This window comes from Pseudomonas botevensis, assembly GCF_019145475.1.
Lineage (GTDB): Bacteria > Pseudomonadota > Gammaproteobacteria > Pseudomonadales > Pseudomonadaceae > Aquipseudomonas > Aquipseudomonas botevensis.
On sequence record NZ_JAHTKI010000031.1, the window covers coordinates 1 to 13,382 of the forward strand.

Annotated in this window: 14 protein-coding genes and 3 pseudogenes; 11 read left to right on the forward strand and 6 right to left on the reverse strand. The window is 57.5% G+C overall.

Annotation, left to right across the window (positions count from 1 at the left end):
- Window positions 1–112: 112 nt before the first annotated feature.
- Complete coding sequence (locus tag KVQ74_RS26635; protein WP_217834361.1) at window positions 113–445, forward strand: phage holin, lambda family; 333 nt, start codon at window positions 113–115, stop codon at window positions 443–445.
- A gap of 64 nt (window positions 446–509) precedes the next feature.
- Here KVQ74_RS26635 and KVQ74_RS26640 read toward each other — a convergent pair whose 3' ends face one another.
- A complete protein-coding gene (locus KVQ74_RS26640) occupies window positions 510–962 on the reverse strand; it encodes a hypothetical protein (protein WP_217834362.1) in 453 nt (150 codons plus the stop codon).
- A gap of 93 nt (window positions 963–1,055) precedes the next feature.
- On the opposite strand from KVQ74_RS26640, the gene KVQ74_RS26645 reads away from it, so the two are divergent.
- From KVQ74_RS26645 to KVQ74_RS26660, 4 genes and pseudogenes are all read left to right on the forward strand, one after another.
- A complete protein-coding gene (locus KVQ74_RS26645) occupies window positions 1,056–1,655 on the forward strand; it encodes a hypothetical protein (RefSeq protein ID WP_217834363.1) in 600 nt (199 codons plus the stop codon).
- 1 nt (window position 1,656) lies between these two features.
- Window positions 1,657–3,141: a terminase gene (locus tag KVQ74_RS26650; protein ID WP_217834364.1), complete on the forward strand. Its 1,485-nt coding sequence runs from the start codon at window positions 1,657–1,659 to the stop codon at window positions 3,139–3,141.
- Window positions 3,141–4,600 (forward strand): annotated as a pseudogene (locus tag KVQ74_RS29475) (DUF4055 domain-containing protein). The gene KVQ74_RS26650 and the pseudogene KVQ74_RS29475 overlap by 1 nt, the downstream one beginning before the upstream one ends.
- Window positions 4,575–5,660, forward strand: coding sequence for a minor capsid protein (locus KVQ74_RS26660; RefSeq protein WP_217834365.1), 1,086 nt, complete (start codon window positions 4,575–4,577; stop codon window positions 5,658–5,660). Before KVQ74_RS29475 ends, KVQ74_RS26660 begins: the two are co-directional and overlap by 26 nt.
- A 44-nt stretch (window positions 5,661–5,704) precedes the next feature.
- Here the strand turns inward: KVQ74_RS26660 and KVQ74_RS26665 are convergent, their stop codons facing one another.
- Entirely contained in the window at window positions 5,705–6,301 is a 597-nt protein-coding gene (locus KVQ74_RS26665; protein ID WP_217834366.1) for a hypothetical protein, read from the reverse strand.
- Between the two features lie 182 nt (window positions 6,302–6,483).
- Here KVQ74_RS26665 and KVQ74_RS26670 point away from each other — a divergent pair, with 182 nt between their 5' ends.
- Both KVQ74_RS26670 and KVQ74_RS26675 read left to right on the forward strand, forming a co-directional pair.
- Window positions 6,484–7,191, forward strand: coding sequence for a hypothetical protein (locus tag KVQ74_RS26670; RefSeq protein WP_217834367.1), 708 nt, complete (start codon window positions 6,484–6,486; stop codon window positions 7,189–7,191).
- Between the two features lie 11 nt (window positions 7,192–7,202).
- Window positions 7,203–7,502 (forward strand): annotated as a pseudogene (locus KVQ74_RS26675) (major capsid protein); the annotation flags it as partial.
- 8 nt (window positions 7,503–7,510) lie between these two features.
- Here KVQ74_RS26675 and KVQ74_RS26680 read toward each other — a convergent pair.
- Window positions 7,511–7,939 carry a hypothetical protein gene (locus tag KVQ74_RS26680; protein WP_225930202.1) on the reverse strand — a complete coding sequence of 143 codons (429 nt, stop codon included), beginning with the start codon at window positions 7,937–7,939 and terminating at the stop codon, window positions 7,511–7,513.
- Between the two features lie 353 nt (window positions 7,940–8,292).
- Here KVQ74_RS26680 and KVQ74_RS26685 point away from each other — a divergent pair.
- Window positions 8,293–8,530 (forward strand): annotated as a pseudogene (locus KVQ74_RS26685) (phage holin, lambda family); the annotation flags it as partial.
- A gap of 19 nt (window positions 8,531–8,549) precedes the next feature.
- Here the strand turns inward: KVQ74_RS26685 and KVQ74_RS26690 are convergent.
- Together KVQ74_RS26690 and KVQ74_RS26695 are read right to left on the reverse strand one after the other, a co-directional pair.
- A complete protein-coding gene (locus KVQ74_RS26690; RefSeq protein ID WP_217834368.1) occupies window positions 8,550–8,735 on the reverse strand; it encodes a hypothetical protein in 186 nt (61 codons plus the stop codon).
- Between the two features lie 216 nt (window positions 8,736–8,951).
- Window positions 8,952–9,353, reverse strand: coding sequence for a hypothetical protein (locus KVQ74_RS26695; protein ID WP_217834369.1), 402 nt, complete (start codon window positions 9,351–9,353; stop codon window positions 8,952–8,954).
- 433 nt (window positions 9,354–9,786) lie between these two features.
- Here KVQ74_RS26695 and KVQ74_RS26700 point away from each other — a divergent pair, with 433 nt between their 5' ends.
- Window positions 9,787–10,350, forward strand: a complete 564-nt coding sequence (locus KVQ74_RS26700; RefSeq protein ID WP_217834370.1) for a hypothetical protein — start codon at window positions 9,787–9,789, stop codon at window positions 10,348–10,350.
- A gap of 90 nt (window positions 10,351–10,440) precedes the next feature.
- Here KVQ74_RS26700 and KVQ74_RS26705 read toward each other — a convergent pair whose 3' ends face one another.
- Window positions 10,441–11,271: an IclR family transcriptional regulator gene (locus KVQ74_RS26705; RefSeq protein ID WP_217834371.1), complete on the reverse strand. Its 831-nt coding sequence runs from the start codon at window positions 11,269–11,271 to the stop codon at window positions 10,441–10,443.
- Window positions 11,272–11,511: 240 nt separating this feature from the next.
- On the opposite strand from KVQ74_RS26705, the gene KVQ74_RS26710 reads away from it, so the two are divergent.
- The gene (locus tag KVQ74_RS26710; protein WP_217834372.1) at window positions 11,512–12,540 is read left to right on the forward strand and encodes an ABC transporter ATP-binding protein; all 1,029 of its coding nucleotides are present in this window, start codon (window positions 11,512–11,514) and stop codon (window positions 12,538–12,540) included.
- Window positions 12,537–13,382 carry an ABC transporter permease gene (locus KVQ74_RS26715; protein WP_217834373.1) on the forward strand — a complete coding sequence of 282 codons (846 nt, stop codon included), beginning with the start codon at window positions 12,537–12,539 and terminating at the stop codon, window positions 13,380–13,382. The genes KVQ74_RS26710 and KVQ74_RS26715 overlap by 4 nt, the downstream gene beginning before the upstream one ends.

Here is a 13,382-nt window from a genome sequence, read left to right on the forward strand (position 1 = left end):
CCCATGGTTCCGTCCATCGTTTTGCTGTAGGGCTGTCACGATAGCACGGAGCTATATACCCGCCACCGAGCGGGCTTTTTTATTCCTTACTCCCTTGCGGGGAGGAACCGAGATGCCAAACATGCCAGACAAACCAGACACATGGGCGATAGCGCTTGCGTGGTTGAGTCAGCATTCGCCGATCCTCTATGCGGCTGCTCTGTCGTGCGCCATGGCTGTATTGCGGATCACCTACGGAGGCGGCACCCGTCGCCAGATGTTGGTGGAAGGTGCGATCTGCGGCGGGTTCACCTTGACCATCATCAGTGGACTGGACTTCTTCGGCCTGCCCCAAAGCATGGCCACTTTCGCCGGTGGTTGGGTTGGCTTCCTGGGAGTGGAGAAGATCCGCAACATTGCCGATCGGGTGACTGAATTCAAGCTGCCGACCCGCAAGACCGAGTAAGTCGCGACACGTTTCGCGAATCAGCAAATTGTGTCGCGCGATGTTTTAATCGTGTCTTGCGAGGTCAGAAAAGCCTGGCTTCGAGGTTCTTTATGAGCTTCTGTTTTGCTCCGGTAAAGGTCGATTCTCGAATGCGCTGTGAGATATCCCCACCCAAGGTGCTTGGCCCATAAAGAAATTTGCACACTGTGTTATTGATCTCGTCATTTATTCCCCCAGCGCCGAGATTATTCCAGAGTTGAGAGTTGCGATTACGTTCAGCGACGACCTCAAATATCAGCAATGCAACGTCTGCTGGAGCCATGGTCGAAAAGCTGTCCCCACCGCTCAATGACTCGTTCGCAACTTGGCTTGAGGTTATCGGTTGCTTTGTTGCTTCGATCACAAACAGCTTTGCGACATGGGCACAGACAATCTCTAAACGGTCCCTCACTACATTTTCATGTTTCCATGCGGAGTCGAGCGCAATAACTTCTGGCCGGCTGGCGACTTCTTTCGCCTTTCCAAACAGTTCCATTTTTTTTCCTTGAGAGATTGGTGGGACAGCAGTACTCATACCGGCATTGGGCCATCAACTCAATTGCTGCTTTAGTCCAACTTGAGACAATTTATGACGACCAAGAAACCCGACTGGGAGGCGATCGAACGAGCCTACCGGGCCGGTTCGCTTTCCATCAGAACCATCGCTGAGCGCCAAGGCGTGAGCGACACCGCGATCAGGAAGAAGGCCAAAGCCCTTGGATGGGCGAGAGACCTTTCTGACCAGGTGAGGAAAGAGGTTCGCAGCAAGCTGGTTCGCGGAGAGGTTCGCAACGACCAAGGCGCGAACTGCGAACTTGACGCCGAGATCATCGAAGAGGCGGCAGAGGAAGGCGCCCGAGTGGTTCGCAGCCACCGCCGCGACATTCGCAAGGCGACGATCCTTGTGAACCTGCTGATGGATGATCTGATGACCACCATCCAGCGCCGCGAAGAGATCGAAGACGCGATCGAGGATGAAACTTCCGAAGACAACAACGGCATGCGCCGGGCCTCGATGCTCGCCGCCGTGGCGCTGCCCAGCAATTCCAAAACACTGTTCCAGCTTTCCTCTGCAATGAAGAACCTGCAGGTCCTGGAGCGTCAGGCATTTGGCCTGGACGAGAAGGAGAAGGCGGACGACGCCGACGAACTCTCGAAGATGATGGACGAATTATCGAAGGACGCCTGACATGAAGCCCGAGCACATGAAGCTGCTCCAGGATAAGCGTTGGCGGTTGAACAATCTCTACTTCATCACCGACAAGCAGGGCAAGAAAGTCCGCTTCCGGATGACGGACGAGCAGATCGAATACTTCGAAGGGATGCACACCCGGAACATCATCCTGAAGGCTCGGCAGCTCGGTTTCACTACCGAGTGCTGCATCACCCAACTGGACGCCGCTCTTTTCGAGTCGGCCAAGTGCGCGCTGATCGCCCACACCCTGAATGACGCCAAGCGCCTGTTCCGGGAGAAGGTGAAGTACGCCTACGACAACCTGCCGAAAGAGATCCGTGCCGCAAACCCAGCGAGCAACGACGCCGCCGGCGAACTGGTGTTCAGCAAAGGTGGTTCGCTCTACGTCAGTACCTCGTTCCGTGGCGGCACGTTGCGTTACCTGCACGTTTCCGAGTTCGGGAAGATCTGCGCCAAGTTTCCGCACAAGGCCCGTGAGATCGTCACCGGCGCCTTCGAGGCGGTGGCTACTGACTGTTTCGTCACCATCGAATCCACGGCGGAAGGCCGGGCCGGTTACTTCTTCGACTATTCACAGAGCGCCGAGAAGCAACTGCTGTCCGGTACGCCGCTCGGCAAGCTGGATTGGAAGTTCTTCTTCAGCTGGTGGAAGAATCAGGCCTATTGGCTCGACCCGGCACAAGCGGTTATCCCGGAGCGCCTGACCAAATACTTCAACGAGTTGTTCGCCAAGCACGGCATCGACACGAATCCGGGCCAGCGCGCCTGGTACGCCGCCAAGGAGAAGACACTCGGCGATGACATGAAGCGGGAATACCCGTCGATCCCAGCCGAAGCCTTCCAACAGTCGATCGAGGGCGCCTACTACGCCCAGCAGTTCACCAAGCTGCATGCCGCTCAGCGCATAGGCGCAATACCGAACAACAGCCACCTGCCGGTGATGACCTTCTGGGACATCGGCGTCAGCGACTCCACGGCCATCTGGTTCGTGCGCCAGGTTGGCGAAGAGTTTCACGTCATCGATTACTACGAGAACTCAGGCGAAGGCCTGCGGCACTACATGAAGGTGCTCAAGGACAAGGGTTACACCTACTCCGAGCACTGGGGGCCGCACGACATCGACAACCGAGAATTCGGCAGCGATGCCAAGACCCGCCGAGAGTTGGCGCGTGAGGGTTATGAGATCGACGGCGAGAAGTACAGCATGACCTTCGAGATTGTCCCCAAGATCGGCGTCAACGACGGTATCGAACAGGTTCGCGAGATCCTGCCGAAGTGCGTGTTCGATGAGGCTAAGTGCGAAGAGGGGATTGGATGCCTCGAAAACTACAAAAAAGAATGGGACGACAAGCGCGGCTGCTGGAAAAACAACCCGCTCCGTGACTGGACCTCTCACGGCTCCGACGGATTCCGGTACTTCGCTGTCGCGAAGAGCGCCAGGAAGCCGGCCACCAAAATCAGAATGGGATTTGCACGCTGATGAGCGACGTCACTTTCACTCGCCCCGAGTACGACGCGGCGAAAAACCGCTGGCGCTTGGTGCGCGACGTCTGCAAAGGCTCGGAGACCATCAAGGCGGCCGGCGACCGTTACCTGCCAAGGCCGAATGCAGCCGACACCAGCGAGGACAACACAGAACGCTACTAGGCGTACAAGAAGCGGGCGGTGTTCTACAACGCCACCGGCAGAACGAAGCACAGCCTCGTCGGCGCGGTGTTTCGCACCTGGCCAACCCTCACGGTTCCGGCAGCACTCGATTACGTGGCTAGGGACATCGACGGGCAAGGCGTCAGCGTCTACCAACAATCCCAATCGGTGATCGGGCATCTGCTCGAAGTAGGCCGTCACGGGCTGCTGGTCGATTACGCAGCAGTCGAGGCCGGAACGGTCAGTAAGGCAGACGAGCTTTGCGGCCGCGCTCGAGCGAACATCGCCAGCTACACCGCTGAGTCGATCATCAACTGGAAGACTCGCCAGATCGGCGGTCGGCATCTGCTCAGCCTTGTCGTGCTGCGCGAGACGATTGATGTTGATACCGATGATGGATTCGGTAGCGAGCAGGTCATCCAGTACCGGGTGCTACGCCTGGATCCGGCCGGACAGTACACGCAGGAAGTCTGGGAAGAGGGCTCAAGCGAGACAACCCAGAAGGTCGCACCGTTTACGCCGCTGAATGGCCTCGGTCGTCCATGGCAGGTAATCCCGTTCCAATTCGTCGGCAGCGAAAACAACGACACCAGTATCGACGATTCGCCGCTGTACGACATGGCGGAGATCAACGTCGGCCATTACCGCAACAGTGCGGACTATGAAGAGGCGGCCTACCTGGTAGGGCAACCTCAGCCATGGATGTCTGGCCTGAGCGATCAGTGGCGCGACCATCTGGAAGAAGAGGGCATCTACCTCGGATCCCGAGCGCCTTGGTTGCTGCCTCAGGGTGGAGCCTGCGGAATGTTGCAGGCCCAACCGAACACAGTCGCGAAAGAAGCTATGGACGCGAAGAAGCAGGATATGGTTTCGCTCGGCGCCCGACTGATTGAGAGGGCAGCGCGGTGAAGACCGCCACCCAAGCTGACAACGATAGCGCCGCCGAACACAGCGTCCTGTCGCTGGTGGTCAGCAACGTGAGCGAAGCATACAGCCAGTGCCTGGAAGGGATGGCTGAGTTCGTCAACGCTACCGGCGAGGTGGTCTACAAGCTCAATCAGGACTTCAGCCAGATCACTCTGGACGCAGCCATTCTGGTGGCGCTGTTCAACGCGGTGCAGGGGGGCAAGCTTCCAGAGGGTGACCTCTGGCAGTACCTGCGTGATCGCGGGGTGATCAACCCGGAAAAGACGGACGACGAAATCCGGGACGAACTGGAGGCGCAAAGCTCCGGACCGGACTTGGATGACACAGAGGTAATCACGAATGGCGGCCAACCAAGCAATCCTTGACGCCACAATCCGGCACACCGTCTTCCTCGAGCAGTTGAAGTCGGGAGAGGTGGAGAAGTTCGCTCCCTTCCTCAAGGAGATCGACCGCTCGATCCGCGAGCGGCTGACCCGGGCCGATCTGACGGATTACACCGTCGCCCGTCTGGAACGGCTGCTTAGCGAGGTCGACAGCCTGCTGCTGGGCATCTTCGACCGGTACAGCGAGAAGCTGAACCTCGACTTGGTGGATATCGCCAACTACGAGGCCGAGTTTGAGGCGACCAGCTTGACCCGGGCGGCGCCGGTGGGCGTTTCGTTTGATGCGGCGGTGCCAGGTGCTGCGGCAATCAGGGCGGCAATCCTAACCAATCCGCTCAGCGTGCGCGGCGCCGACGGAGGAAAGCTGCTCAAGTCGTTCATTGAGGGCTTCACCAGCACCGAGCGGCAACGCCTAACTGGCGCGATCAGGCAGGGCTTCTTCGAAGGCCAGACGAACTTCCAGATCATCAAGAATATTCGCGGTACCAAGGCGCTCCAGTACAACGACGGCATCCTGGCTACAACGAACCGTAATGCCGGCGCCATAGTCAGGACGGCGGTGCAGCATGTCGCCACCCAGGCGCGCATGGAGACGCTGAAGGAAAACAGTGACGTCGTACAGTCGGTGGAGTGGGTCAGCACCTTGGATTCGAAGACCACCAGCCAGTGCCGGACGCTCGACAAGCAACGATTCAAGCTGACTGAGGGGCCCAGGCCACCTATCCACATCAACTGCCGCTCGACGGTGGTGGCGGTGACCCGGTTTAGCACTCTGTTTGCTAAGGACGCCATTCGGGCATCCATCGGCGACGGCGGTGCGCAGCAGGTGAGGGCTGACCTCAGCTATTACGACTGGCTCCAGCAGCAGCCGTCGGCGTTTCAGGACAAGGCCATAGGCCCGGTCCGAGCCAAGCTGTTTCGTGAAGGCGGCCTGAGTGTTGAACGCTTCGCCGAACTGCAGCTTGATCGTAACTTTGCGCCGCTGACTCTACTGGAAATGAAAAGGCTCAAGCCGTTTGCTTTCAACAACGCTGGTCTCTGAAAAAATGAGCGGCGGGGTTGCTCAGCAACACCCGCCTCAAGGAATCAAGGGCGGTCTCGATTAAACCACTGGGAGTCGATTTTCTTTTCTTTTGGAATCGGATGCTGCTTACAGAACTCGGCTGCTTCTTCGTAAACAATTTCGAGACAGTTGACAGTTCGCGAGTATGGCTGGATCTGGGCCTGCGAGATTGCTCGCTCACGATCAAAGATTTGACCGGGGAGCAACTGCGCTTGGTTGAAACGGATCTCGCGAAACAGACCGGTTTTGACCAATTGGTCGGTCACTTCGTTGACGGCCTGCATAGTGTTCCGATACGGCTCGCTGATGAAGCAGATCCGAATCAAAGCTTCGAGCGAGAAGCGCTCCCGGCCTTCGAAGTCACGAAGCGGTTTGGCGCGCTTGTTGATCGGAAGGCTTTGGATTCCACAACGCACCCAGTATTCGACGAATCGTGGAAGGTCAAGCGTTGCGCCGGCCCCAGCGTTTGGCAGGGTGATCGCCAGCGGGATTTCGTAGGTGGTGCTCATCGAGCCCCGCGATGGCTCAATTCCGAATGCACGCTTGTACTCATCGTCGTACGGGATGACGACGAAAAGTGGTTTTTTGTTTGCATCATAGATGATCTGATGGTTTTGCATTTGGACCTCCTTGGGTCGCATAAGGAGCGAATTATTTCGCTCCGTGAGCAAAAATATACTGCTCCCTGAGCGCTCCTTCAAGCATTTATTTGCTCCTCCTGTCTGTGGCCGTCCACAACATCACTTATTAATCCCTAAAAACAGTAGGCCGAGCCTGCATCTAAGTCTCTGGGAGACACCCAATGCTGAAATTCCAAATGGATACCCTGGAAGGGGTAGATGAAGCCGTGCGCGCTCTTTACATCGAGAAGGACGGCAAGTTCGTACTCGGCATTGAAGGTCTGCCGCAGCAAGAAGATGTATCCGGCCTGAAGGCCAAGGTGGATGAACTGCTCGGCGAGAAGAAGCTGGCCGAGAAGAAGGCGCGGGAGGCGGAAGAAGCCGCGCGCCTGGAGCGTGAAGAAGCCGCTCGCAAATCTGGCAACGTCGAAGAACTCGAGCGTTCCTGGACTGAAAAATTCAACCGCCGCGAAGCTGAGCTGAACGGCATGCTGGAACAGGAGCGTGGAACGCTGAGCGGACAGATCCGGGATCTGACTGTCGGCCGTACCGCTACTGATATCGCGTCTGCCCTGGCGGTTCAAGGCAGCGTCAAAGCCCTGTTGCCACACATCGAACGCCGTCTGAGCGTCGAGCAGCGCGACGGGAAGCCTGTTGTGGTCGTCCTCGACGCACAGGGCAAGCTCTCGGCGGCAACGCTGGACGAGCTGAAAGCAGAAATCGCGAATGACGCGGCTTTCGCGCCGCTGATCGCGGGTAGTAAGGCATCGGGCGTCGGGGCTGCGGGTGCTGGAGGTGGCGGCGGGGCCGCGAAAGGAAACATCGGCGGCACCAAAACTGAACGTACTGCGGCGATCGCCAGCAAGTACCCAGATCTCCCACAATCGTAAGGAAATAGTCCGTGTCCCTGTCTCAAATGCAGGTTTTCAACCAGTACATCATGCCGGCGACTCTCGAAACGCTGGATCAGCTGACTGCTGCCTTCAACGCTGCCAGCAATGGCGCAATCATCATCTCGTCGGAAGGCTTCACTGGCGACTTCCTCCAAGAGTCGTTCTTTCAAACCCTGGGCGCCGCACAGCGTCGTGTCGACCGCTACGCTGCGAACGGAGCCGCGCCGATCACCGACCTGACCGAGCTGAAGAACTCGTCGGTCAAGATCGCCGGCGGCTTCGGCCCTATCCGCTACGAGCCGTCTCAAGACAGGCTTCAGAGGCAATCGGATTTGCCTATCTGAAACTCGACTATCGGTGAGGCGGTTGAATCTTTGTAAAGGAGGTCAATGGAAAGACCCGATTTCACGAATTGTCCTAAACCTTTTTCATTACAGAATGCAGAAGCCGCAAGCGCTCTTGCGTCCTTGGTGAATTCATCAGAATCGATTTCGTTTTTCGTAACTTTAGTGAGTGTGTAAGAGATACGCATGACCTCATCGCTGTAGGTCACAGAATCGATGCGAGTTGAATCGTCAGATGCTTTTCCGGACTGAACACTCATGATGAGCGCGAGACCCTTGAGCTGGCGTTCCCGCTCCTGCTTTTTCTCTTCCGGAGCAGATTGTGCGTGCCATACCTGTACCAAAATAAAGAGCAAAATCATTGCCGAAAAAAAAATGATTATTCCGCGATTCTGTTTCAATTGAGATCACCGTAGCAAAAGGCCATCACTTATTTGACCATGCCGGTAACATCATCTCAAGTTAGTGGATATGCCGGTTACATCTCCGGCGCCGAGTTCCACGGCCAATCGTGAAATCTCCGGCCTCGCTACTGGCGCCAGGCTGATTTTTGGGTTGTTTTTATCGACTCAATAGCAGGTCTGATTGGCTCATTGTGCCTAAACGTTGGCACTGGTGAGGTAGCTTCTGTTTTTGGCCCAGCATGTTGGGGCTTTTTTTTGCCTCAAATCAACCTGTAGCCAAGACAGCCTTCGGGAAGGCCTGGACGTCGATAGCTGGATAGTGCGTTGAGCCAGTATTCGTCGATCCTCTATGCGGCTGCGCATGCCTGTATATCACCTACGGAGGCGGCACCCGTCGCCAGATGCTGGTGGAGGGCGCAATTTGCGGCGGGCTGACCTTAACCATCATCAGTGGCCTGGACTTCTTCGACCTGCCACAGAGCATGGCAACCTTCCGGCGGTAGGGCTGGTTTCCTGGGCGTGGAGAAGATCCGCAACATCGTGGACCGGGTGACTGACTTCAAGCTCCCAAGTCGGAAGCCTGAATAGGTCGTCCTGACGGGTGCTTCTACGCTTCAATTTGTTCAGGGCAGTTGAGTTGCTTATTCAGCTCGTGGCAATGAGTTTCTGCCTGCACAGCCTGAAGGAAATTTTGATTGATCGCCTGGCCTGTGCGGACATCGACGATTCGATAGTAGAAACCGTTCAAAACGCCGTTAGCGGGTTTCTTTTGCACGATGAATACTTCTTCCATGGCGACCCCCTTTTAAGTCAATTCCTACACCGTAGTAGCTGGATTTTCATTTTCCAGTGAAACGGATGAATGGGGCTTCGACTGACTGATCGCCGCTTACGGATTTGTCGCAACACGTTTCGCGAATCAGCAAATTGTGTCGCGGCATGCGACGTGATTGGTGTGCTGCCGGGCGCCCCAAAACGAATAAGCGATTGATATTGCGAGTAGGCCTTCTCAGGCTCGGACTCGTTTTTGGGTAATTGCGAGCATGATCGATGAAACTATCCCAGGCATCAGGAATATACATGTGGCTTGTGGGATTTCGCAGGTGTAGTAAGCGATGATCAAGCCCCAGGACATGGTAACCACTGCACTGAACGCAAGTAGGCGACTGTTTCGAAGATTGGGTGAGGCTGCCATCGCAAGTGAGTAGATTTTCCAGGCAGAGCCGATGCCGAAAATCGAGATGATGCAGATACCAATGGATCCTGCTACCACGAAGGGCGTTGTGGGAGGAATAAACATGGCAGGAATGAAGATGCCAATCAGCCCCGCTGTGAAAAGCAGAGTGATAGGCAGAAAGCCGACAATTGCTCCAATTGTCAGGCCAATGCGCAGTTTTGTCAGGTTCTCCATGTTTCTTGCCTTGGGTTCCATAGCGCCATTCGCGGGGGGGTATTACCGGCATCCAGCCACTATTTCAAGCCCTGGGTGATCCCCGTTCACGTGCCGGGCCGCGACCAAGGGCTCACCGACGGCGATGCCGGCCGGTCCGTGCCTGTCGTTTGTCGGCTGCAAGCCACTTCATCCATGTATTAATCCTCCACGGCGCAAGCTCGTCGGCCGTTGTGCAAGGTGGCGGTTGGCAGAGCGGTGGGTCTTGCTACAGCAAAAATGCAAAGCGACGAACTGCAGGATTTCGAATGGAGAAAATTGGAAAGGGTCCTGAATCTGTGCTTTAAAAGACAGGCCGCGAGTCAGGATTCCGCGGCATGTGCGCCTGGAAGGCGCCGGCCCGTGAGAGGCGGATTGTCTCCAGGTGTTTCCTGAATAATAAAAGGACTTAACGATGACTCTTTCTCTGCAAGACATCAAACCTGACCAGGTCGAAGCGTTCAGCAAGCAGTCGCGAGCTGCCTTTGATGCGGAAATCAAAAGCCGGCAAGCGGTTCTCAGTGCAAAGCCCGCACTGCAGGAAGTTCTCAACCAAAACGTTCATCCGCAATCGTTGTGCGGCTGCGGATGTCAGCAAAACGTCTGTGGCTATTTCTGTTTTGAAGGTTGTGGTTGTGGCTGCGCGCCGCATCCCGAAACGATCCAGATCAGTTCGTCGCTCGCCATTATCGGGCCTGAAGCGCCACAGCAAGGCACCAAGGTTCGCTTTATCGGTCAAGCCTCGGGCTCCGGCAGCAACATCGACATTTCCAATGCCTACTTGCAGGGAACCGTGCCGGATGCGGAGAACCTCGTCAACGTTCCGCTGACGCTGCAACTGGCGATCAACGGAGGCACGTTGTCGCTGTCCTTGTATGAAGGCAACCGTTTGCTGACAGTGCTGACTCATCCAACGCAATATGGCACGATCAGTGGGCAGTTTTTCGGCGGTGGGACTGGCAAGTTCGTTCCAGCGTGATGTGACTGGCGACTAAGTCATTTCATGCGACACAAAAAGCCCTGACAGTCATTGTCAGGGCTTTTCAGTTTCTGGCTGTTTTCACACCGATTAGCTGTCGAACACCTGCGAAGGCCGGCGCAATGTCGGATCAAACGGATTGATCTTCGGCCCGATCCCCGCCGCTTCGCGCTTGAGCAATTCCACCACCATCGGCAACCGGCTCGGCCCGAGTCGATCGCTGATGGTCGCCACACTCAACGCCGCTACCGCGTGGCCGTTGCGATCCAGAATCGGCACCGCCAGACCTGCCATACCCTCCAGAACTCCGGTGTTACGTGCGGCGTAGCCCTGGCGGCGAACGTTCTCGACTTCCGAGCGCAGGAACACTTCGTCGTACAGATGAAAGTCCTTGAGCCGTGGCAGGTTGTAGCGGATCACGGTTTCGCGTTCTTCTTCCGGCAGGAATGCGAGGATCGCCAGGCTGCCTTGCCCCACGCCCAGCGCCACGCGTCCGCCGATATCGCCGGTAAAGGTGCGGATCGGGTAGGGGCCTTCGCTGCGGTCCAGGCAGATTGCATCGAAGCCGCTGCGCGCCAGCAGGAACAATGAGTCTCCCAGCGATGCGCTGAGGCGCAGCATGCTCGGTCGTACCAGGTCGCGCAGGTTGCCGGTATTGCCCGCGTTGGCCGCGAGGGCGAAGAACTCCAGGCTCAGTCGATAGCGTTTGGTGCGCACGTCCTGCTCGACCATGCCTTCGTCCATCAGGCTGCGCAGCAGGCGGTGGGTGGTGGGTTGCGAGAGGCCCACCTGTTGCGCGAGTTGGGTCACGCGCTCACCGCCTTCAGGCACCGTTCCCAGGATGCGCAGCAGCGCGAACAGTCTGGACACCGCGCCAGCACCCACTTCTTTCGCACTTTCATTCCGCTCAGTGGAATCCATTGGCGATCTATCCGATACAAATTTTGTTGAATGAATAAAACTGAAAAAACTGCTTCATTCAGTGAAATTCCATCTTCCGTCCATCCTAGTCTTCGTCCTAATCTGCGTCCACAGGGGCGAAATGAACAACAAACGGCAGCCGGTTCCAATCGAGCGCCACCGCACCCGCTAGACCCTTTTCGCATCTGCCCAAAACAAAAAAGCGCGTTTCGACGCGACTCAAAAAGGTGGAACGCAGATATGGCATTTCTCCAGCTCAACGCCTTGAGCAAACGCTACGGCGCCGTCGATGCGGTGGTTGCCACCGACCTTGCAGTTGAGAAGGGCGAATTCGTGTCCCTGCTCGGTCCTTCGGGCTGCGGCAAGACCACCACGCTGCAAATGATCGCCGGATTCGTGGATGTCAGCGGCGGGCAGATCCTGCTCGACGGTCGCGATATCACTCACGCCAAGCCTGCCAGTCGTGGCCTGGGCGTGGTGTTCCAGAGTTACGCGCTGTTCCCGCACATGACCGTGCGCGACAACGTTGCTTTCGGCCTGAAGATGCGCAAAGTGCCGGCCACCGAGATCGCCGGCAAGGTCAAGACCGTGCTGGAACTGGTGCGCCTGAGCCAGCACGCCGAGCGCTACCCGCGCGAGTTGTCCGGCGGCCAGCGTCAGCGGGTGGCCCTCGCGCGAGCCCTGGTGATCGAACCGCCGGTGTTGCTGCTCGACGAACCGCTTTCCAACCTCGACGCCAACCTGCGCGAAGAGATGCAGTTCGAAATCCGCCGCATTCAGTGCGCCGTCGGCATCACCACATTGATGGTCACCCACGACCAGGCCGAAGCACTGTCCATCAGCGATCGTGTGGTGGTGATGCAGGCCGGGCGGGTGACCCAGATCGACGCGCCGTACAAGTTGTATGAACATCCGCGCACGCGCTTCATTTCCGACTTTGTCGGCAAGGCCAATCTTCTGGCCGGTGACTACGACGAGTCGGGAATCCCGCAGGTGCGTCATACCGGCGGCGAAGGCGCACTGACCCTCAGCCTGCGTCCGGAAAAAATCAGTCTGGTGGACGCCGGTTCCGGACGCCTGCAAGGCGAGGTCATCAACCGCTACTTCTTCGGCAGCCAGTGGCTGTATCACGTCAACACCGCGCTCGGCGAAATCACCGTGGTGCGCAGCAACGACGGCAATGCGCCGCTGCGTTGCGGCACGGCGGTGGGGCTGGACTGGCAGGCGAGTCTGCTGCGGGTGCTGGCGGCCGATGAGGTGCGCGCATGAGTCGGGGCTATCTGCTGTCGCTGCCGGCTCTGGCATTGTTTACCGGGCTGTTGATTCTGCCGCTGGGCCTGACGCTGGTGCTGTCGTTCAACGTGTTCGACTATCAGGTGGGCGTGAAGGCCGATGAATGGACCCTGGCGCACTACCTGTCGCTGTTCAGCGATTCGTACTTCTACGAAATTTTCTGGCGCACCTTTTGGATCAGTGCGCTGGTGACGCTGCTGTGCGTGGTGATCGGTGTGCCGGAGGCTTACATCCTCAGCCGCATGGGCACGCCGTGGCGCTCGGTTTTTCTGATTCTGATCCTCACGCCATTGCTGATTTCAGTGGTGGTGCGGGCGTTCGGCTGGAGCCTGCTGCTGGGCGCCGACGGCCTGATCAATCAAATGATCCAGGCCTTGGGCGGACGTCCGGTGAAGCTGTTGTACACGCCGTTCGCCGTGGTCATCGCGCTGGTGCACGTGATGCTGCCGTTCATGATTATTCCGGTGTGGACCTCGTTGCAAAAGCTCGACCCGTCGGCAGAGCAGGCGGCGCTCTCGCTGGGAGCCAGCCAGACCACGGTGATGCGCAAGATCGTCTTGCCTCAAGTCATGCCGGGCGTGCTGTCCGGCACCCTGATCGTGTTCGGTCTGGCGGCCAGCTCCTTTGCGATCCCGGGCCTGCTGGGCGGACGTCGGCTGAAAATGGTCGCCACGGTGGTGTACGACCAGTACCTCTCGGAACTCAACTGGCCCATGGGCGCGACCATTGCGGTGGTGCTGCTGCTGGTCAATCTGCTGATCATGCTGAGCTGGAACCGCATGCTCGAAAGCCGCTACAAAAAGTCCTTGGGGGGTTAA